Source organism: Dialister sp. (genome assembly GCF_036343215.1).
Classification (GTDB): Bacteria; Bacillota; Negativicutes; order Veillonellales; family Dialisteraceae; genus Dialister.
Window position 1 is genome coordinate 79,884 of record NZ_JAZASU010000002.1, and the last position, 20,547, is coordinate 100,430.

The 20,547-nt window shown below is 48.4% G+C and carries 18 protein-coding genes; 2 read left to right on the top strand and 16 right to left on the bottom strand.

Annotated elements, in window-relative coordinates:
- Positions 1-129 precede the first annotated feature (129 nt).
- Positions 130-1,125: an inorganic phosphate transporter gene (locus VZT47_RS01595; protein WP_330223234.1), complete on the bottom strand. Its 996-nt coding sequence runs from the start codon at positions 1,123-1,125 to the stop codon at positions 130-132.
- Positions 1,118-1,744, bottom strand: coding sequence for a DUF47 domain-containing protein (locus VZT47_RS01600; RefSeq protein WP_330223235.1), 627 nt, complete (start codon positions 1,742-1,744; stop codon positions 1,118-1,120). Before VZT47_RS01600 ends, VZT47_RS01595 begins: the two co-directional genes overlap by 8 nt.
- Positions 1,745-2,140: 396 nt before the next feature.
- On the opposite strand from VZT47_RS01600, the gene rbr reads away from it, so the two are divergent.
- A complete protein-coding gene (rbr, locus tag VZT47_RS01605; protein WP_330223299.1) occupies positions 2,141-2,686 on the top strand; it encodes a rubrerythrin in 546 nt (181 codons plus the stop codon).
- 110 nt (positions 2,687-2,796) lie between these two features.
- Here rbr and VZT47_RS01610 read toward each other — a convergent pair whose 3' ends face one another.
- The 14 genes from VZT47_RS01610 to VZT47_RS01675 form a co-directional block, all read right to left on the bottom strand.
- A complete protein-coding gene (locus VZT47_RS01610) occupies positions 2,797-3,222 on the bottom strand; it encodes an FKBP-type peptidyl-prolyl cis-trans isomerase (RefSeq protein WP_330223236.1) in 426 nt (141 codons plus the stop codon).
- Between the two features lie 139 nt (positions 3,223-3,361).
- Entirely contained in the window at positions 3,362-4,327 is a 966-nt protein-coding gene (gene glpX, locus VZT47_RS01615) for a class II fructose-bisphosphatase (protein ID WP_330223237.1), read from the bottom strand.
- 255 nt (positions 4,328-4,582) lie between these two features.
- Positions 4,583-4,936, bottom strand: a complete 354-nt coding sequence (locus VZT47_RS01620; RefSeq protein ID WP_330223238.1) for a hypothetical protein — start codon at positions 4,934-4,936, stop codon at positions 4,583-4,585.
- Positions 4,933-6,378, bottom strand: coding sequence for an Asp-tRNA(Asn)/Glu-tRNA(Gln) amidotransferase subunit GatB (gene gatB / locus VZT47_RS01625; protein ID WP_330223239.1), 1,446 nt, complete (start codon positions 6,376-6,378; stop codon positions 4,933-4,935). The genes VZT47_RS01620 and gatB overlap by 4 nt, the downstream gene beginning before the upstream one ends.
- Entirely contained in the window at positions 6,375-7,832 is a 1,458-nt protein-coding gene (gatA, locus tag VZT47_RS01630; RefSeq protein ID WP_330223240.1) for an Asp-tRNA(Asn)/Glu-tRNA(Gln) amidotransferase subunit GatA, read from the bottom strand. The genes gatB and gatA overlap by 4 nt, the downstream gene beginning before the upstream one ends.
- Before the next feature lie 12 nt (positions 7,833-7,844).
- Positions 7,845-8,129, bottom strand: a complete 285-nt coding sequence (gene gatC / locus VZT47_RS01635; protein ID WP_296954067.1) for an Asp-tRNA(Asn)/Glu-tRNA(Gln) amidotransferase subunit GatC — start codon at positions 8,127-8,129, stop codon at positions 7,845-7,847.
- A gap of 183 nt (positions 8,130-8,312) precedes the next feature.
- A complete protein-coding gene (gene ligA / locus VZT47_RS01640) occupies positions 8,313-10,319 on the bottom strand; it encodes an NAD-dependent DNA ligase LigA (protein WP_330223241.1) in 2,007 nt (668 codons plus the stop codon).
- 9 nt (positions 10,320-10,328) lie between these two features.
- A complete protein-coding gene (gene pcrA / locus VZT47_RS01645) occupies positions 10,329-12,539 on the bottom strand; it encodes a DNA helicase PcrA (RefSeq protein ID WP_330223242.1) in 2,211 nt (736 codons plus the stop codon).
- A 69-nt stretch (positions 12,540-12,608) separates the two neighbouring features.
- Positions 12,609-13,553: a manganese-dependent inorganic pyrophosphatase gene (locus VZT47_RS01650; RefSeq protein WP_330223243.1), complete on the bottom strand. Its 945-nt coding sequence runs from the start codon at positions 13,551-13,553 to the stop codon at positions 12,609-12,611.
- Positions 13,554-13,705: 152 nt separating this feature from the next.
- Positions 13,706-15,001 carry a phosphopyruvate hydratase gene (gene eno / locus VZT47_RS01655; protein ID WP_330223244.1) on the bottom strand — a complete coding sequence of 432 codons (1,296 nt, stop codon included), beginning with the start codon at positions 14,999-15,001 and terminating at the stop codon, positions 13,706-13,708.
- Between the two features lie 43 nt (positions 15,002-15,044).
- Positions 15,045-15,791, bottom strand: coding sequence for a triose-phosphate isomerase (gene tpiA / locus VZT47_RS01660; protein WP_330223245.1), 747 nt, complete (start codon positions 15,789-15,791; stop codon positions 15,045-15,047).
- A gap of 6 nt (positions 15,792-15,797) precedes the next feature.
- On the bottom strand, positions 15,798-16,985 hold the full coding sequence (locus VZT47_RS01665; RefSeq protein WP_330223246.1) for a phosphoglycerate kinase: 1,188 nt from the start codon (positions 16,983-16,985) through the stop codon (positions 15,798-15,800).
- Between the two features lie 2 nt (positions 16,986-16,987).
- A complete protein-coding gene (gene gap, locus VZT47_RS01670) occupies positions 16,988-17,995 on the bottom strand; it encodes a type I glyceraldehyde-3-phosphate dehydrogenase (protein WP_330223247.1) in 1,008 nt (335 codons plus the stop codon).
- 8 nt (positions 17,996-18,003) lie between these two features.
- A complete protein-coding gene (locus VZT47_RS01675) occupies positions 18,004-19,047 on the bottom strand; it encodes a sugar-binding transcriptional regulator (protein ID WP_330223248.1) in 1,044 nt (347 codons plus the stop codon).
- Positions 19,048-19,530: 483 nt separating this feature from the next.
- Between VZT47_RS01675 and VZT47_RS01680 the strand changes: the two genes are divergently transcribed.
- Complete coding sequence (locus tag VZT47_RS01680; protein WP_330223249.1) at positions 19,531-20,481, top strand: nitronate monooxygenase; 951 nt, start codon at positions 19,531-19,533, stop codon at positions 20,479-20,481.
- The last annotated feature ends 66 nt before the right edge of the window (positions 20,482-20,547 follow it).

The following is a 20,547-nucleotide window of genomic DNA, read 5'->3' on the forward strand; positions in this document are numbered from 1 at the left end:
TCCCTATACCCTGCCCGGGTTACCTATATCTGTCCTATTGTACCATATCCGGGAAATAAAACAATTTCAAAAGCGGCCGGCTTTCAGGGCAATCAAAAAACCGCAGCCTTCACTGCGGTTTTTGAATTTTTATCCCAGAATCTGCCGGATGATGAGATAAACAACAGCCCCCACCACGGCGGTGCAGGGAATCGTCATAACCCAGGCAGAAACCATCTGATAGGCCACGCTCCAGTGAACGGCGCGAAATCTCGTCGCCCAGCCTACGCCCATAATAGACCCCGTCACTACATGAGTAGTAGATACGGGCAAATGAAGCATGGTAGCGCTGAAAATAGTAATGGCCGAATTCAGGTCAGCAGCCAGACCATTCACCGGCTGCATGCGGAAAATCTTGTTGCCCACGGTGCGGATAATCTTCCACCCGCCCACAGAAGTTCCCAGTGACATGGCAAGGGCACAGGCCACTTTTACTTCCCAGGGCACTTCCAGCTGGCTGATATAACCGCCTGAAAGAAGAGCAAGTGTAATAATCCCCATGGACTTCTGGGCATCATTGGATCCATGAGAAAAAGCCATAAGCGCTGCCGAAACCATCTGGATATGGGTAGCCACATAATTCACGCGGGACTTTCCGACATTCCGGAAAAGCACATACAGAATCGTCATAATAATATAACCCGTTATAAGGGCACACACGGGCGAGCACACAAGCCCAATGACAATCGTCATGACGCCGGCCGCATGAATAGCCCCGGTGCCATAAGAAATAATAACCGCGCCAATAACGCCGCCAATAAGGGCATGAGAAGAACTGGACGGCATACCGATGCGCCAGGTAAACAGATTCCATATGATCGCGGATGCAAGAGCTGATGAAAGCACTACGGAATCGACCATCTGGGGAGAAGTGACGATTTCTCCGCCAATCGTCTTGGCTACACCGGTCGAAATCATGGCCCCCACAAAATTCAGTATGGCCGACATGATAATGGCCACCTTTGGACTGAGTGCGCGGGTAGCCACACAGGTCGCTATGGCATTGGCTGTGTCATGGAAGCCGTTAATAAAATCAAAGCACAGGGCCAGACAGATAAGGAAAGCGATAATGTACAGATCAGGCATATTTCATGACCACCTCTTTAATCAGGTTCCCCACCTTCTCCGCCCGGTTGGCCGTTTCTTCCATAGCTTCCATGATTTCCTTCCAGCGAATAATTTCCATCACTTCATGGGTGCCGTCGAAAAGAGCGGAAATAGTATTGCGATACACTTCATCTCCTTCACTTTCCAAAGCATTAATTTTCCTTGCCCTTTCACCAATTTCCGTTTCATTCTTGTCTATTTCCTTCAAAAGGCGGAAAAGCACGATGAGTTCGGATGACATATTGACAAGGATATCAGCCATGCGGAGAGCTATTTGTGAACCGATCCCCGCATGATACAGTTTAAGGCTCAAAACCACATCCTGGATATCATCCACGCAGTCATCAAGCGTGGTGGTCAGCAGAAAAAAATCCTCTCTGTCAATAGGAGTAATGAAGACGTGCCGCATCCTGGCTGAAATATTGTGGGTAACCTCATCAGCAGAATGCTCCAGATTCCTGACTTCCCTGATTGAACGTTCCAGTTTTGCGGGATCCTGAAGCACATCTCTGGCCAGAACCGTTCCTTTATGGAAATATTCAGCATTGGTGACCAGAAAATCAAAAAATTCTTCATGCTTGTTGACAAGACTAAACATAGGTGCCCTCCGTTATTGAACGCATACCGTTTATTTCATGTTACCCTATGTATGTAAAAATTGTGTAAAGTTTGTCGAATTCTAATAAATTATTCTCTGATACATCCGCCTCTCTGTCTTTTATTTTACAATTTCTTGAATAAAATAAATATATTTTTTCACAAAATATACATTTAAGTAATCGGAAAAATTTTACTATAACCATTCCAAAAAAATAATCAATTGCCTTTTATATGTCTCATACAAGTGCAAAAAAGCTATGAGTTTTATTGATTTGACTTTTATCGATAAAGAATTTATACTGAACTTATAAGGCAGAATATTTCTGATATCTGCTGTTATTCCTGCTATTTTAAAAGGAGGACTATTATGTACGACGATAACTTTGTTGAAGAAATGAAAAAAGTTGCCGGCACCCAAACCGAAAAAAATCTGCGTGCTGCCTATGCCGGTGAATCCCAGGCTCACGTAAAGTATACCCTTTTTGCTGCCGAAGCGGAAAAAGACCCGAAAATCTCCCGCCAGATTGCTGACATTTTCAGAGAAACCGCTCTCAATGAAAGAGCTCATGCCAAAATCTGGTTCTGGCTCGTAGGCGATCTGAAGAATGGCACTGCTGCCAATCTGAAAGCAGCTGCTGCCGGCGAACATGAAGAATGGACATCCATGTATCCGGAATTTGCTGAAACCGCTGAAAAAGAAGGTTTCCCGAAGATTGCCTTCCTCTTCAGAAAAGTAGGCGAAATCGAAAAATCCCATGAAGAACGTTATAAACTCCTTCTCGCAAACGTGGAAAACGAACAGGTCTTCAAGAAGGGTGAAAAGAAACTCTGGATGTGCGCTAACTGCGGCTACACCGTTGAAGCTGTGGAAGCTCCGGTAGAATGCCCTGTCTGCGGTCATCCGAGAAGCTTCTTCGCTGTCAAGGCTGAAAACTATTAATTTCTTCTGATACATAAAAACTCCTGAAACGGATATCCCGTTTCGGGAGTTTTTCAATTTTAAAAGCCCTTGCCCAAGTGGGAAAAGAGCTTTGAGAATCCACATCAGAATCAATCTTCCACAAATACCAGTTCGATTTTGAAATTCAGTTCCTTTCCTGCCATTTCACTGTTGGCATCGAAGGTAATGGTGGTATCGGTCTTTTCAGTCACCGTGACAGGGAATCGTCCCATGGGACCTGTCAGTATGACACGGGCACCAACGGAAAGCTTTTCAGAACCGGGCAGCTGTTTTAATCCGATGGTGAAAATATTTCTCGGATCCGGCATGCCATAGGCTTCCTCCGGCATGAGGTGAACATTTTTGATTTCCCCTACTTTCATATCCACTACCGCAGCATCAAAACCTTTAATCATCTGGCCGGCACCGCAGGTAAATTCCAGCGGCTTGCCCCGGTCATAGGAGGAATCAAACTTTGTCCCGTCATTAAAGGTTCCTTCATAGTGAACCCGGCATTTCTTGTTCAGATTGCTCATAGTCAACTCTCCATTTCTAAATTCATGATACAAAGCTTCTTTATTATACTATGGTCCGTGGAGTTTTGAAAAGTTTAAAAAGTATATGGAAATAAAAATGGCTCCCCGAGGGAAGCCATTTTATTTTATAAATCCTGAATCAGGACAGGCGTACTGCCGGTCTTGGATCGCCAAAACGATGGATGGTATCTACGAAACGGACCGTTCCGGTCTTGTAGCGGAGCACCAGGGTGGAAGTTCTTGCACCACCGCCAAAGTAGCGGACACCGCGGAGCATTGCGCAGTCGGTAATAGCGGTTTCAGAGAAAATGCAGTCATCCCCTTTGACCAGATCGTCCAGGGTAAGGACTTTGTTCGGGTCATCGATCCCCATTTCATGGAGTCTTCTCAGTTCTTCATCGGTATGGGGGAGCAGTTTTGCCTGCATATCGCCGCCAAGGCATTTCAGGCCTACTGCGGAAAGAACCCCTTCCGGAGCTCCGCCGGAACCCATGACCATATGGATACCGCTTCCCTGAATACCGCAGTCAATGGACGGAACCACGTCGCCATCGGTAATGAGGCGGATTCTGGCGCCGGCAGCCCTGGCTTCACGAATAATGCCTTCATGTCTTTCACGGTCAAGGATGACCACGGTGAGGTCGGAAATTTCACGGTTCATGGCATCAGCCACGTTTTTCAGGTTTTCCGTTACGGAAGCATTAATATCGATCCTGCCTTTAGCCCTCGGGCCTACGCAGATTTTCTGCATATACATATCAGGAGCATGAAGCAGGCAGCCTTTGGGAGCAATAGCCAGTACTGCAATGGCGCCATTCTGTCCTTTGGCTACCAGATTTGTTCCTTCTACAGGATCGACTGCGATATCCACTTCTTCTCCGCCGGCTCCCACGTGTTCACCAATATAGAGCATCGGGGCTTCATCGATTTCGCCTTCACCAATCACTACGGTTCCGGAAACAGGAGTCTTGGCAAACTGCTGATGCATCCCGTCAACGGCAGCCTGGTCTGCGCCTTCTTTGTCGCCAACACCCATGAGACGACCGCTCAGAAGGGCAGCCTGTTCAGTAATTCTTACAAATTCCATAGAAAGTTGTCTGTTCATTGTATACCTCCAATATAGTACACTTTCTCTTTCACAGTTGTCCTTATTGTATCACATTCAAAGTTATGATGGAGTATACCATTTATATTTTCCGGACAAAATTTTCAAGTTTGGACAACCGTGAGCAGAAAAATTTCTTTTCCGGAAATACCATTTGATTGCTGCACGAATAAGTCCCTGTAATTTCAGTTCTTTAAAACAGTTATCCTCATCAGTCTGTAAATAGAAAAGCCTCCCCTTCCGGAGAGGCTTTTTCTATAAAAGGTATTTTCGCAAGAAATAAAGAATGACTCCTGCCACGAAAATCAGGGCGCCGCCAATGGCAAAAACCCAGGCCGCTGCGATAGCAAATACAAGAAAAAAAGCAATGACAGCCACACAGATCAGGCCAAAGAGCAGCTTTTTCCATAAAGGCATGGTTTCCAGACTGACCACATGAACATGGACATTACCCACATGGATATCCTCATTGCCTTGAGGACCGGTTCGTTCTTCTTCGCCTTTTTCATTCAGGGTCAGCCCGTGATAATCACGGACATCATCTTCTGACATGGTACGGGGTTCTTCATGAACTTCCGTATACTCATCATCTTTGACCGGTTCGCTCATAAGGATTTGAGTTTCTTGTTCAAAAGTTCATTGATGACTCTCGGGTTGGCTTTGCCTTTCGTAGCTTTCATGATCTGGCCTACCAGGGCACCGACGGCCTTTTTCTTCCCTGCCTTGAAGTCTTCCACGGCCTTCGGATTTTCGCTGACCACTTTGTCTACAAGAGCCTGAAGAGCGCCGGTATCAGAGATCTGTACCAGCCCCTGGGCCTTGACGATATCTTCTGCCTTACCGCCTTCCTTCCACATGGTGGCAAAGACTTTCTTGGCGATCTTTCCGGAAATAGTTCCCTTCGCAATAAGCTTTAAAAGACCTGCCAGATTTTCAGCAGTAACTGGCGCTTCACCAATTTCGGTACCGTCGGCAGAAAGCTGGGATGCAAATTCGCCCATGAGCCAGTTGACGGCAGCTTTGGGGTCTGCGCCCGCTGACACCATGGCTTCAAAGTAATCGGCTGTGGCCTTATCATTGGTCATGAATACGGCATCTTCCGAAGAAAGGCCGAATTCCTTCATGTATCTTGCTTTCCTGGCATCTGGAAGTTCCGGGAGAGACTTACGAATGTTTTCGATATATTCATCGCTGACGGTAAAAGGTACAAGGTCCGGTTCCGGGAAGTAGCGATAGTCATTGGCTTCTTCCTTGGTACGCATGCTCTTGGTAACCCCTTCTTTTTCGTCCCAGGTACGGGTTTCCTGGACCACCTTGCCTCCCTCTTCGAGAAGTTCTGCCTGTCTCATGGCTTCATATTCGATGGCTCTTTCAACACCTTTGAAGGAGTTGATATTCTTGATTTCCGTCTTGGTGCCCAGTTCTTTCTGGCCCACCGGACGAACAGATACGTTGGCATCGCAGCGAAGGCTTCCTTCCTCCATACGGCAGTCGGAAATACCGACATACTGAAGGATGGCACGCATTTTTTCCATATAGGCAACGGCTTCTTTGGCGGAACGCATATCCGGTTCAGATACGATTTCCAGAAGCGGTGTACCGGTACGGTTATAGTCAACCAGAGAGTAATCGGAATCGGTAATGGAAGTGCCATGATGAACAAGTTTGCCCGCATCTTCTTCCATATGGGCACGGGTAATGCGGATTCTCCGTTTTTCCCCATTCACCTCCACATCCAGATATCCGTGTTCACAGATAGGAAGATCGAACTGGGAAGTCTGGAAGTTTTTCGGAAGATCCGGATAATAATAGTTTTTACGGTCAAATTTGCTGAACCGGGAAATTTCACAGTTCAGTGCAAGGCCTGCCCGTACTGCGTATTCCAGTACCTTCTTGTTCAATACAGGAAGGACGCCCGGAAGGCCCAGGCATACCGGGCACACATTGGTATTCGGATCTGCGCCGAAGGACGTCTTGCAGCTGCAGAAAATTTTTGTTTTTGTCTGAAGTTCCGTATGAACTTCAAGGCCGATGACTGCTTCGTATTTCATTCCTTAATCTCTCCTTTTGGCGCGGTCTTTGTCAATTCAGGATGGGCCTGTTCAAATGTATAGGCTGCCTGAAGGATGGTTTCTTCCCCCAGTGTCTTTCCGATGAGCTGCATGCCCAGCGGCATTCCATCTTTGAAACCTACTGGAATGCTGATGGAGGGCGCGCCAATCAGGTTGACCGGAACGGTGCAGATATCTTCCATATACAGGGACAGCGGGTCAGAGAAGGCGCCGAATTTAAAGGAGGTGCCCGATGCGGACGGTGCTGCAATAACATCGCATTTCTTGAAAGCTTCATCAAACTCCTGTTTCAGGAGGGTGCGGACCTTCAGTGCTTTCAGGTAGTAAGCATCATAGTAGCCGGCAGAGAGAACGTAGTTGCCCAGCATAATACGGCGCTTCACTTCTTCGCCAAAGCCCTGGCTTCTTGTCTTGATATACATATCGATAATATCTTTGCCTTCCGCCCGGAATCCATAGCTGACTCCATCATAGCGGGCCAGATTCGAGCTGGCTTCTGCAGGAGCAATGATATAGTAAACGGACACGCCGCTATTGATATGGGGAATGGAAACTTCCACGATTTCCGCCCCTTCTTTTTCGTAGAAAGAGAGAGCCTTATGGATAGCTTCTTTTGTTTCTTCCTTAATGCCTTTGCCGAAGAACTCTTTTGGTACGCCGATCTTCATTCCCTTCACATCGCGGACAAGGGCTTTCTTATAGTCCTTCTTTTCCAGAGGAATGGAAGTGGAATCTCTTTCATCATGACCCGCAATGGCATTCAAAACGATAGCCGCATCGGTCACATCTTTGACAAGAGGCCCGATCTGGTCAAGGGAAGATGCGAAAGCCAGAAGTCCATAACGGGAAACAAGGCCATATGTTGGTTTCAGGCCTACGATACCGTTAAAGGATGCAGGCTGACGAATCGATCCGCCGGTATCGGAACCCAGGGACCAGATGGCTTCATTGGCTGCAACCGCTGCCGCAGAGCCGCCGGAAGAGCCGCCGGGAACATATTCCGTATTCCAGGGGTTGCGGGAAGGGCCAAAGGCAGACCTTTCGGTGGAGGAGCCCATGGCGAATTCATCCAGATTCGTCTTGCCCAGGGATACATAGTCTTCTTTTTTCAGTCTTTCAATGACAGTAGCATCATAGGGAGATACCCACTTTTCAAGCATTTTCGATGCTGCCGTGCAGGTCTGCCCTTTAATGCACATATTGTCCTTAATGGCCCCCGGGATGCCGGCCATATCGGAAATTTCTTCGTCTCTTGCAATCTTTTCATCTACAAGGGCAGCCGTTTTTAATGCAGATTCATCACTGGTGGTCAGATAGGCATGGATTTCGCCTTCCACACTGTCCCGGTGAGCAATGATTTTCTTCGTCAGTTCAACAGCGGAGATTTCTTTCCTGACCAGCTGTTCATGGAGATCATGAATGGTATATTTCACTGCTCTTCCTCCTTAAATAATCTTTGGCACTTTGAAATAGCCGTCTTCACTGTCCGGCGCATTCTGCAGTGCTTCTTCATTGGTAAAAGATGTATGCGGTTCATCTTCGCGCATGACATTGTACTGTTCCACGGCATGAACCGTCGGGGGAACATCGCTGGTATCATACTGGTTCAATTCTTCCATATAGGTCAGGATGCTGTTCATGGAATCACGCATCTTTTCCAGATCTTCCGGTGAGAATTCCAGGCGGGAAAGGAGCGCAATCTTTTTTGCTTCTTCGGTGGTAATTTTCATAGATACACTTCCTTATGCTTACTTTGTGAATAGAAAATCCTTATCAATTATAACACACCAGATAAAGCGCCGTAAAAGGCAGGAACCAAATAATTCATCCTTTGATTTCTTTCGGTCCATAAAAAATCCCGGAAGCCGTGTTCCGGGATTTTTATGACCTGTGAAATTTAAGATCTTTCCTGATTAACGTCCCTGAACGCCGGCCCGGGCAAGGAATGTTTCTTCATCGATAATGGTAATTCCTTTGGCCCTTGCTTTTTCCAGTTTGCTGCCTGCATCTTCACCGGCTACCACGAGGGTCGTTTTATTGGTTACGGAAGACTGGACATCGCCGCCCTGCCGTTTGATGATGTCCCCGGCTTCTCTTCTTCCCATGGAAGAAAGTTTTCCTGTCAGCACAACCATTTCTCCCTCAAAGGCGCGTCCTTCTGCTTCCTGAACGACTTCTTCCATCAGGACTCCTGCATTTTTCAGTTTATTAATGATGGTCAGGTTTTTCACATCATGAAGGTAATCATAGAGGCTTCCCGCAATGACTTTGCCAATGCCTTCGGTTTCCTGGATTTCATCCACTCCTGCCGCAATCACTCTATCCAGTGTATGGAAACGGTGGGCAATGAGTTCTGCCCCCTTTGCGCCAAGGAAACGTACCCCAAGGCCAAAAAGGAGTTTGGCCAGTCCCCTTCCTTTGCTGTCACCTATGGCGGCAACCAGATTGGAGGCGCTCTTCTCGCCCATTCTTTCTATACCTTCTATATCTTCCTGCTTCAATGTATAGAAATCACCGGGATCATTGACAAGATGGGCTGCCAGCAGGCTGTCTACCACCGACGGTCCCATGCCTTCGATATCCATGGCGTCGCGGGAAGAGAAATGGATGAGTTTCTCCCGTACCACTCCACCGCATTCCGGATTGACACAGCGGTAGGCAGCCTCGCCTTCTATCCGCTGTACCGGATCTCCGCAGATGGGACAGGTTTCAGGCATTTCAAATATTTCTTCTTTTCCCGTTCTCTTATCAATGAGCACTTTGGAAATCTCGGGAATGATTTCCCCTGCCTTGTAGATAATGACGTGGTCTCCTACCTGGATATCCTTTTCATGGATGAAATCCATATTATGAAGGGTTGCCCGCTTGACCGTCGTACCGGCCAGATGAACCGGTTTCAAATCTGCAGAGGGAGTCAGTACTCCGGTGCGGCCCATGGTAACGATAATTCTTTCGACTGTGGTTTCCGCTTCTTCCGGCGGATATTTATAAGCCATGGCCCATTTCGGATCCTTTACCGTGGCGCCAAGCCGGTTCTGCTGGGCAAAATCGTTGACTTTAATGACCATGCCATCGGTATCATAGCCTAAATCGTGGCGTTTCAGTTCCCATTCATTCACGCCGCCAATGACGCCTTCAATGGAATCCCATTTCCTGTAGTTCGGATTGACCTGGAAATGGAAGATTTCCAGCTGTTTCAGGAGTTCTTCCTGGGAATGGATTTCCAGTCCCTGGATATCCCCCAGGGCATAGGCAAAGAAGGCAAGATTCCTGGCTGCCGTCACGTGGGGATCCAGCTGGCGGAGAGAGCCGGCTGCCGCATTGCGGCAGTTGGCAAAGGGCATGATTCCTGCCTCATCCCGTTCTTCATTGAGGGCGATGAAGCTTTTTCTGGGCATATAGACTTCGCCCCGGACTTCCATGTAGGGCGGCGCATTTTCGATATAGAGGGGAATGGTATGGATGGTTTTCACATTAGCCGTCACATCTTCCCCCACTCTTCCGTCGCCCCGGGTCAGTCCCTGGACCAGGCTGCCGTTTTCATAAATCAGATTCATGGAAAGGCCGTCAATCTTGAGTTCCGTAATGTATTCCACCCTGTCCGTGCCGAGCCCTTCCCTGACCCTGCGGTCAAAATCGCGAAGTTCATCGGCGCTGAATGCATTGGCGAGGCTCAGCATGGGCTTCCTGAAACGGACTTTGCTGAAATCATCGGAAGCCTTGCCTCCAACCCGCTGGGTAGGTGAATCAGGAGTCACGACTTCCGGATATTCCTTTTCCAGATCTACCAGTGCCCGATACATATGATCAAATTCGTAATCCGATATTTCCGGAGCGTCCTTCACATAGTACAGATAACTGTGATGGCGGATTTCCTTTCGAAGGGCCTCCACTTTTTGCCTGATTTCTTCCGGTACCATAACTTACCTCTATTCTTCTTTCGTAATGGGTGCATAGGCAACCATGAGCTGTCTGACCTTGTTTCCGGGAAATTCCACTTTCAGGACCATGCTCTTGTCCTTCCCTGTTACAGCCAGCACTTTTCCTTTCCCCCACAGATTGTGTACGGCAATATCACCCACCTGCCAGTCATACCTGGCTTTTACGCTTGTCTTTTTAGGCTTTGTGACAACGGCAGAATCAGAGAGGGCATAACGGCTTCTGCTTTCCTCCTGCCATCTCCGGGCGGTCTGCATCTTCACTTCCTGCCGGCGGACGATTGCCTGATCCACAAGATCCGGCGGTATTTCATCAAGAAACCGGCTGGGGATGTAGGGTTTCAGCTGTCCGTACATGGTCCTCATGCGGGCATTGGAAAGGTAAAGTTCCTTTTTCGCCCGGGTGATAGCCACATAACAGAGACGGCGCTCTTCTTCCAGCTTTGACTCATCCATCAGGGAACGGACCCCCGGGAAGATTCCCTCATCCATGCCCGGCAGGAAAACGATCGGAAATTCCAGTCCCTTGGCACTGTGCATGGTCATGAGGGTCACTTTGTCATCCGTTTCCTGATACGTATCCACGTCGTTCACCAGGGCTACCTGTTCCAGAAAATCCTGAAGGCCTCCCCCGGGATGGCTGTTCACGAAATCTTTTGCCACGGAAAGGAGTTCGCCCAGATTTTCTTCCCTGCTCTGGGCCTGAGGATCATCGCTTTCCTGGAGCTGGTTCAGATAACCGGTATCGGTCATGATTTTCTGAATCAGGTCAAACACATTGCCTTCGGTAGAGGCATTGAGGAAATCAAAGATAAGGGCCGCAAATTTCTGCAGTTTTGCCTGGGCCGCGGAGGAAATGGAAGATCCTCCCACGGCCATGATCCCTTCAAACATGGACATGCCGCCTTCATTGGCATAGTCATTGAGTTTCTGGACAGTTGTATTGCCAATCCCCCGTTTAGGCACATTGATGATACGGGCAAGGCTGATATTATCCCTAAAATTATTGATTACCTTGAGATAGGCCATGATGTCCCGGATTTCAGCCCGGTCATAGAACTTCGTCCCGCCTACCATGGTATAAGCGATTCCTCTTTTTACAAGCAGTTCTTCCAGGACGCGGGACTGGGCATTCATGCGGTAGAGGACAGCCATATTTCCATAAGGTTCCCGGTTTTCCTCATGTTTTTTCTTCATGACATTGACGATGAATTCAGCTTCATCATGTTCATCATCGGCCGTATACCATTGCAGATGGCTGCCGCCTCTCTGTGAAGTCCAGAGTGTCTTGGATGGCCGGTCCGGGTTATTGGCGATGACCGCATTGGCCGCATCCAGGATGGTCTGGGTGGAGCGGTAATTCTGTTCCAGTTTGATGATTTTCGCGCGGGGATAGTCGGACTTGAAATCCATAATATTTCTTAAGTCCGCGCCACGCCAGGAGTAGATGCTCTGATCCGCATCACCCACTGCGCAAATGTTCTGAAGATTTCCGGTGATGTATTTCGCCATCAGGTACTGGGCGTGGTTCGTATCCTGGTATTCATCAATCAGGATATAGTGGAACCGGTCCTGCCACCGTTTCCGGATGGTCTCATTGGCAAGAAGGGCCGTTGTGACGAAAAGGAGGTCATCGAAATCAAGAGCATTGTTCTGCTTCATGTGTTTATCATAGAGATCATAACAATCGGCAATGCGCTGATTGTAGAAGTTTCCTCCCACCTCTTTCCGGAATGCTTTGGGAGAAAGGAGTTTGTTCTTGGCATTGGAAATACTGCCCTGCACTGCATTGGGCGGGAACATCTTGTCATCCAGATTCAGTTCCTTCAGCACATTCTTGACGAGCTGTTTGGAATCATCGGAGTCATAGATGGTAAATTTTTCATTATAAGGGGGATAATTGTTGATTTCGCGGCGGAGAAAACGGACGCCGAAAGAATGGAAAGTGGAAATCCATATCCGGTCCGCTGCCGGACCGATAAGCCCATGGACTCTTTCCTTCATTTCCTTTGCGGCTTTATTCGTAAATGTAATAGCCAGGATTTCTCCGGGACGAATACCCTGCCGGAGCATGTAGGCGATACGGCAGGTCAGGGCTTTCGTCTTTCCCGAACCGGCGCCGGCCATAATGAGTACTGGTCCCTCCACCTGCCTGACCGCTTCCAGCTGCCGGTCGTTCAATGTATCTAAAAAGTCTGTCATTATTTCTCCTCAGTAAAAGAAAAACCCATATATGACAGGGTCATGTATGGGCTTTCAGGGCGAAACTCTTTATTCGCCATAAACCTTCAGAAGGAACGGTGCCACCTGTTTCTTTCTGGACATGACTTTCGGCAGGTAAACATAACCGTTTTCAGATTTTTTGCCAAAGGCTTTCTCCGCCTCCGGTGCAGCTCCTTCGGTAAACCAGAGATAGGTATCTTCGGTGAGGATATCAGTCACCATGAGGTAGGATGCTTCATAGCCCTTTTCAGCCTTAGTGGCTTCCAGGGCTTTCATGATTTCTGCTTTCTTTGCATTGATCGGTTCTACATCCATGACGGAAATCTGTCCGCAGCTGAAAGTTTTGCCGCCGGCTTCGAATTCCTTCGTGTCATTATGAGCCAGTTTTTCCGGCGGATAATCGGAAATGTCGGCGCCGGCCTTCAGCATGTCCATGCCATATTTCTCATAATCCACACCGGCGATTTCAGCCAGTTCTTTCACTGCTTTTTTATCTTCTTCCGTGCAGGTCGGGGAGCGGAAAAGAACGGTATCGGAAATGATGGCGGAGAGCATCATTCCTGCCACTTCTTTGGACGGCTTTAAGCCATGCAGCTTGTAAAGTCCGTAAATCACGGTATTCACGCAGCCCAGCGGACGGACGAGGATGAAAATCGGGGATTCCGTTTCGAAATCACCCAGGCGGTGATGGTCAACGAGTTCCAGCACATCTGCATCTTTGATGCCGTCCACGCACTGCTTGGATTCATTATGATCCACCAGGATGACTTTTGTCTTTTCATCTTCCGGATCCTTTCTGGCAACTGTTTCCAGAAGGATCGGTGCTTCTACCTTGAAATAATCCAGGGCAAAAGCGGTTTCCTTATTGGGTTCCCCTGCTCTTGCGGCTACTGCATCCATTCCCAGCTGTCTTTTCAGGTAAGAATAGGAAATAGCGGCAGCAATGCTGTCCGTATCCGGGGACTTATGACCGATTACATATACTTTACTCATGGTATCGCTCCTTTAACCAAATGATGCGTTTAAAATTCACTTCAACCATTATACCATGAAGGGCTGTCTATTTTCATCCCGTTATTAGAGCTGCAGAAATATTTCCAAAATAAAAATTCCTCCCTTTCAGGAGGAATTTTTAAAACCAGAAATTATTCAAACCGTTTCATTCTGTGAGTCAGGGCACTGCTGCCATAGAAGGCATCGGCATCCAGTTCTTCTTCAATACGGAGAAGCTGATTGTACTTGGCCACTCTTTCCGTACGTCCCGGGGCACCGGTCTTGATCTGGCCTGCATTGAGAGCTACAGCCACATCGGCAATCGTAGTGTCGGCAGTCTCACCGGAGCGGTGAGAAATAACGGCGGTATAACCGCAGCGCTGTGCCATCTGGACTGCTTCAAAAGTCTCGGTAAGGGTACCGATCTGGTTCAGCTTGATCAGGATGGAATTGGCAACGCCGGCATGAATGCCTTTGGAAAGACGTTTCGTGTTGGTTACGAAAAGGTCGTCGCCTACGAGCTGGACTTTCTTGCCCAGGGCATCGGTCAGCTTCTTCCAGCCATCCCAGTCTTCTTCACCAAGGCCATCTTCGATGGAAATAATCGGGTATTCATCAATCAGTTTTTCATAGAATTCAATCATGCCTTCCGCAGTCTTTGCGGTATGGTCGCCGGCCAGATGGTACAATCCGTCATCACCAAGCAGTTCAGAAGCTGCCACATCAGTAGCCAGGACTACATCTTTTCCTGCAGAATAACCGGCTTTTTCGATAGCTTCGCAGATGACTTCCATTGCTGCTTCATTGGAGGGGAGATCCGGCGCATAGCCGCCTTCATCACCGACGGCAGTGGAAAGTCCTTTGCCCTTCAGCACTTCTTTCAGGGCATGATAAATTTCCGCACACATCCGGAGGCCTTCATGGAAGCTTGGCGCGCCTACCGGCATAATCATGCTTTCCTGGATATCCACATTGTTATCAGCATGAGCGCCGCCGTTCATGATGTTCATCATGGGTACCGGCAGATTATGGGCATTCACGCCGCCCAGATACTGATAAAGCGGAAGGCCGGCAGATTCTGCAGATGCATGAGCTGCTGCCAGGGATACGCCGAGAATGGCATTGGCTCCAAGACGGCTCTTGTTTTCTGTTCCATCCAGATTAATCAGGATATGATCCAGGCCTCTCTGGTCACTGGCATCCCAGCCAAGAACAGCATCAGCGATTTCGCCATTCACATGATTGACAGCCTTCAGTACGCCTTTGCCATTGTAACGGCTCTTATCTCCGTCACGAAGTTCGGTAGCTTCAAACATACCGGTAGATGCGCCCGATGGAACGGCTGCTCTGGCAAAAGTGCCGTCCTCCAGGACCATTTCCACTTCGACTGTAGGATTTCCGCGGGAATCCAGAATTTCTCTTGCGTGAAGATCAGTAATTGCTGCCATGCTCTCTTATTCCTCCTGTTAATTCTGTCATGGACTTGCCTTTTCAGGCGTTTTTATATATAGCAAGAAATGATTCGGGTTTCAGGCTTGCGCCGCCTATGAGCCCGCCATCAATATCTTTTTCTTTCAGGAAATCGGCAATGTTATCGGCATTGACGGAGCCTCCATAAAGGATGCGTACCGATTCTGCCGCTTTTTTACCGGCTGCTTCTTTCACGGTGTGACGGATGAAGGAAGAAATTTTCTCTGCATCCTCTGCCGTGGCCGCCCTGCCGGAACCTATAGCCCAGATGGGTTCATAGGCAATCACTATTTTTTCTATTTCTTCTTTCTTCAGCAGGGAAAAAGCGGCACCGATTTCTTCGCCGATCCGTTTCTTCGTTTTTTCCGCTTCCCTTTCTTCCAGTGTCTCTCCCACGCAGAGAATCGGAGTCAGTCCTTCCTTCAGGGCAGCCTGCACTTTCTTCGCTACGAATTCATCGCTTTCGCCAAGAATCTGGCGACGTTCCGAATGACCGCAGATGACATAGGTGCAGCCAAGATCCTTCAGCATGGATGGAGAAATTTCACCGGTAAAGGCACCTTTGGGAGATGGATATACGTCCTGGGCGCCCCATTTGACTGATGTTCGTTCCAGGAAGAAACGGGTGATCGGAATATCCGTAAAAGGAGGACAGAGCAAAAGCTCCACATTTTCCTTCTTCCGGAATTTAAAATTCTTAAAAAATTCCTCTGTTTCAGAAACGGTGAGATTCATTTTCCAGTTTCCTGCGATCAGGGTCTGCCTCAAAAAGCATCACTCCTTATCTGCAAGAATGGCTACTCCCGGAAGGACCATGCCTTCCAGCATTTCCAGGGATGCGCCGCCGCCGGTGGAAACATGAGAGAATTTATCTTCAATTCCCAGCTGGTCCACCACCGATGCCGATTCGCCGCCGCCAATGACAGTCGTCGCTTTAAGGTCAGCCATGGCTTCAGCAATGGCAAAAGTACCTTTGGAGAACGGTTTCATTTCAAATACGCCCATAGGCCCGTTCCATACAACGGTCTTCATCTTCTTCAGGGTTTCCACATAAAGCTCAATGGTCTTCGGTCCGATATCCAGTGCCATCCAGGGATCACCGAATTCTTCAGCCGAAAGAACTTTTGTCTTTGCATTTTCAGAGAAAGAATCGCCGGCCATGAAATCCACAGGCAGCATGATTTCCGATCCCATATCATGGGCTTTCTTCATCAGGTTGCGGGCAAGGTCAAAACGGTCCCGGTCCTGCAGGGACTGGCCCATATCATAACCCTGGGCAGCTACAAAGGTATTGGCCATGCCGCCGCCGATCAGGATGACATCCGCTTTTTCCATCAGGTTGGCAATGACCTGGATTTTATCGCTGATTTTTGCCCCGCCGATGATAGCCGCAAATGGACGGTCCGGATGTTCAATAACCCCGTCCAGGAAATCGATTTCCTTCTTCAGGAGAAGTCCGGAAACCATGGGCATGACTTTACCTACGCCGACTACCGATGCATGGGCACGGTGAGATACGCCGAAGGCATCATTGACTGCCAGATCACAGCCGTCAATGAGTTCTTTAACAAAATCAGGATTGTTCTTTTCTTCTTCCTTGTGGAAGCGGAGATTTTCGAGAAGAAGTATCTGTCCCGGTTCCAGTCCTTTTTTCAGGGCAGCTGCTTTTTCGCCGATGCAGTCATCCGCAAAAATCACTTCCCTGGAAAGAATTTCAGAAAGACGGACAGCCACAGGGGCGAGGGACAGTTCCTTATTCACCACTCCCTTTGGCCGGCCCATATGGCTGGCAAGAACAATGGCTGCCCCATGGTCCAGCAGGTAACGAATCGTGGGAACCGTAGCACGGATCCGGCGGTCATCAAGAATATGGCCTTCCTTGTCATGAGGAACATTATAGTCCACACGGACATATACGGTCTTGCCTTCCGGCTTTAAATCATAAATGGTCTGCTTGTTCATAATCAGAGTCCTTTCGTAGCCACGAACTTAACAAGGTCAATGATTCTCATGGAATAGCCCCATTCATTGTCATACCATGCGATGACCTTTACCAGGTTGCCATCCATGACCATGGTCAGGAGGCTGTCTACAGTGGAGCTTACGTCAGTGGTCCTGAAATCACTGGAAACAAGGGGTTCATCCGTATAGGCAAGGATGCCTTTGAGTTCTCCTTCCGATGCTTCTTTGAGAGCAGCATTGACTTCTTCTTTCGTTACATTTTTTCCAAGTTCAGCGACGAGGTCTACCAGGGAAACATCCGGGGTTGGTACGCGGATGGCAAGGCCGTTCAGTTTGCCCTTCAGTTCCGGAATAACGATGCCAATGGCTTTGGCTGCACCCGTAGAGGTAGGAATAATATTTTCCGCAGCAGCCCTGCCTCTTCTTGCGTCCTTCTTATGAGCCTTTTCCAGAATGGCCTGGTCATTGGTATAGGAATGAACCGTGGTCATGAGACCTCTCTTGATACCGAATTTTTCATGCAGTACTTTGACAACCGGCGCCAGGCAGTTGGTGGTGCAGGATGCATTGGAAATAATGTTATCCTTTTCCGGATCGTAAATTTCTTCGTTGACGCCCATGACGATGGTGGCATCATCATCTTTGCCCGGGGCAGTAATAATGACTTTTTTAACGGTCCCTTTGATATGTTTGCCGGCGCTGGCCTTATCTTTCAATTTGCCCGTCGATTCAACGACGATTTCCACGCCGTACTTGCTCCAGTCAAGGTTTTCAGGATCCCGGTCATGGAATACATGAACTCTCTTTCCTTCAATAATCAGGTCCTCGCCGTCGATTTCCACTTTCTTGCCAAGCCGGCCATGAACCGTATCATATTTCAGAAGATATTCAGCAGTCTCCACACCGCTTGGATTGTTGATTGCCACGACTTCCAGATCATCCCGGTCAAGCATTCCACGGAATACAAGTCTGCCAATTCTGCCGAATCCGTTAATACCGATTTTTGTCATGATTTCCTTTACCTCCTGTTTTCTGACTGCACGGCGGCTGTCAAACGCAATATTTCTTCTCCCGCACCTTCGTCAGTAATAAGAACACCTCTGAAACCTGCTCTTGCCATGGCAAGAATAGCTGCTCCCCTGCTTCTGCCGCCTGCGGCAATGAGTACACAGGGAATGGAAGATATATCTTCCCGGGAAATACCAGCGTTATAGAACCGGTAGAGCACTTTCCCGTTAATGTCTGCATAAATACCTAAAGCCTCGCCTTCCGCCTTTTCCTCCGTGATCCGCATTCTTACATCTGATGGAAGCTCGGGCCATCGGAACGGGGCCCTGGGCACATCGATACCGGTCAGAAGGATTTTGACTTCCGATGCCAGTTTCTCCACCTCCCGCACCCGGGGCAGTTCACTCCTGATTTTCAGGAAGAGTTCCGGACTGATACCATCAGGAATCTGAAGCATATGATAGCGCCCACCGAGCTTTTCAGCCATCCGGGCTGCCACGAAATCAGGCACATATTCCATCTGCCTGCCGGATCCCCCGCGCGCCGGAACGATATCCACGTTCAGGTGAAGCGAAGGCAGCGCTTCCGCAATGCCGGCAAGGATTCTTCCCCCGCTGACCGCAGCCACGTCCCCATCGCGGATCATGCGAAGAAAAATCATGGCTGCTTCCTGGCTGATTTCCTCATTCACCTCATCGGATTCATCAGAATTTCCGCGGACAACCACCACCCTCTCCATGGAAAGGACAGAGGCCAGATGATCCTCCATATCTGAAAGTGCCGGTGTCTTCTGAAAATAAGGTGCCAGCGGAACGATGAAGGACTCCCCTTTCGAGGTCAGCGTAATACCGGAATGACGGGAATATAAAAGGCCGGCCTTTTCCATTTTTTCGATGTGTTTTCTTACCGTGTTTTCGGAGAGTTTCGTCTGCACCGCAAGAAGATGCCTTCCCACGGGCTGCATATCATGAATCTGGCGAAGAATCTCATATCGTTCCTGCGCCTCTACTACCATTTCAGGCAGGAGAAGCATCATCAGGGAATCTTCTTTCACCAATATCCCTCCCATTAGTCAGAAAACAAACAGAACCAGCCGGGCTTTACCTTTTACAGTATATCACGCCTCGTTTAATACTACAACATCTATAAATTTTTCTCCCAATACGTATACTCTATTTATTAAATTGTATATTCATATAGAAAATGACTTTACAAATCATTCTGCCCCTATTTCCATTCTGACTATAAAATATTAAAAATCTTTCGCGCTTTTAAAGGCCGTGAACACAGGGAAACAAAAAGTTGAGTGATATGTTTATGAGATTTTATAATCAAGAAATGCAGGTTTAATGATTTTTTGGAAATATGATATACCTCTCCAAATGAAGAAAGTTTTTACGTTTCAAAATCATTTTTGCCGGGTAAAGTATCAGGCGGCCGTTAAAACTTCCTCCTTAACGAACCGGTCCCATCCCTGTATAATAAGAAAAAGAAGACGTTTTTTAATTACTTGTTTATTCTTATACGGGAGGGAATTATGGCCTGGAAAACAGGAATTACACGGTTATTGTCCATTGATTATCCGATCATCCAGGGAGGCATGGCTTACATTTCCGATGGTCTCCTGGCTGCGGCTATGGCCCATTCGGGCTGTGCGGGCGTCATCGCCTCCGGAGGATTTTCCACGGATCAGGTACTGGAAGAGATCCGTCGGGCCAAAGATATCCTTGGTCCGGGAAAAACTTTCGGAGTCAACCTGATGCTGCAGATGCCGAATAAGGATGACGTGGCCCAGGTCATCTGTGATGAAAAAGTTCCTTTCGTCACCATCGGGGCAGGCAACCCGGTGCCCTGGCTGGAGCCTTTCCATCATGCGGGAGTCAAATGTATTCCCGTCGTCCCCAGTGTAAAGCTGGCAAAAAGGGTGCAGCATGCAGGAGCTGACGCATTGGTTGTAGAAGGGATGGAAGCCGGAGGACATGATGGAAAAATCACGCTCATGGCGCTTCTTGAAAATGTACTCCCGGAAATAGAAATTCCAGTCATTGCGGCCGGAGGAATTGTGGATGGCCGGGGTATTGCGGCAGCCCTTGTCATGGGAGCTTCCGGAGTCCAGATGGGGACCCGGTTCATGCTTGCCGAGGAATGCCGTCTTCATCCTAAAGCCAAAAAGACGCTCATCGATGCAGAGGATACGGATTCCACAGTCACCGGTTTCACCACCAAAGACAGTGTGCGGGGTCTCAAAAACAGTTTTTCCGAAAAATACCTGAAAGCCGAATACAGCGGCGCTCCCCTCTCCGAGCTCATGGAAATGGCCAAAGGGACAACGAGAATGGCTGCCGTGGATGGAGATACGGAAAACGGATTTGTCCTGGCCGGTATGTCCCTCACCCACCTGACAAAGATCCAGCCCGTAGAAGAAATTGTGGAGGAACTCATCATTTCCACAGAGAAATGTCTTGCCGGGGCGCCTCATCTGATCTGATTTCCCTGTTTTCACCATAAAAAAATCCTTCCCCCTTGACGGAGAAGGATTTTTTATTTCCATTGA

What these genes read in the sequence shown, in the direction of transcription:
- VZT47_RS01595 (WP_330223234.1), bottom strand. Translation starts at nt 1,125, where the DNA reads ATGCCTGATCTGTACATTATCGCTTTCCTTATCTGTCTGGCCCTGTGC.
- gatB (WP_330223239.1), bottom strand. Translation starts at nt 6,378, where the DNA reads ATGAAATACGAAGCAGTCATCGGCCTTGAAGTTCATACGGAACTTCAG.
- VZT47_RS01620 (WP_330223238.1), bottom strand. Translation starts at nt 4,936, where the DNA reads ATGAGCGAACCGGTCAAAGATGATGAGTATACGGAAGTTCATGAAGAA.
- gap (WP_330223247.1), bottom strand. Translation starts at nt 17,995, where the DNA reads ATGACAAAAATCGGTATTAACGGATTCGGCAGAATTGGCAGACTTGTA.
- gatC (WP_296954067.1), bottom strand. Translation starts at nt 8,129, where the DNA reads ATGAAAATTACCACCGAAGAAGCAAAAAAGATTGCGCTCCTTTCCCGC.
- VZT47_RS01610 (WP_330223236.1), bottom strand. Translation starts at nt 3,222, where the DNA reads ATGAGCAATCTGAACAAGAAATGCCGGGTTCACTATGAAGGAACCTTT.
- VZT47_RS01650 (WP_330223243.1), bottom strand. Translation starts at nt 13,553, where the DNA reads ATGAGTAAAGTATATGTAATCGGTCATAAGTCCCCGGATACGGACAGC.
- eno (WP_330223244.1), bottom strand. Translation starts at nt 15,001, where the DNA reads ATGGCAGCAATTACTGATCTTCACGCAAGAGAAATTCTGGATTCCCGC.
- VZT47_RS01680 (WP_330223249.1), top strand. Translation starts at nt 19,531, where the DNA reads ATGGCCTGGAAAACAGGAATTACACGGTTATTGTCCATTGATTATCCG.
- VZT47_RS01600 (WP_330223235.1), bottom strand. Translation starts at nt 1,744, where the DNA reads ATGTTTAGTCTTGTCAACAAGCATGAAGAATTTTTTGATTTTCTGGTC.
- ligA (WP_330223241.1), bottom strand. Translation starts at nt 10,319, where the DNA reads ATGGTACCGGAAGAAATCAGGCAAAAAGTGGAGGCCCTTCGAAAGGAA.
- VZT47_RS01665 (WP_330223246.1), bottom strand. Translation starts at nt 16,985, where the DNA reads ATGAACAAGCAGACCATTTATGATTTAAAGCCGGAAGGCAAGACCGTA.
- glpX (WP_330223237.1), bottom strand. Translation starts at nt 4,327, where the DNA reads ATGAACAGACAACTTTCTATGGAATTTGTAAGAATTACTGAACAGGCT.
- rbr (WP_330223299.1), top strand. Translation starts at nt 2,141, where the DNA reads ATGAAAAAAGTTGCCGGCACCCAAACCGAAAAAAATCTGCGTGCTGCC.
- pcrA (WP_330223242.1), bottom strand. Translation starts at nt 12,539, where the DNA reads ATGACAGACTTTTTAGATACATTGAACGACCGGCAGCTGGAAGCGGTC.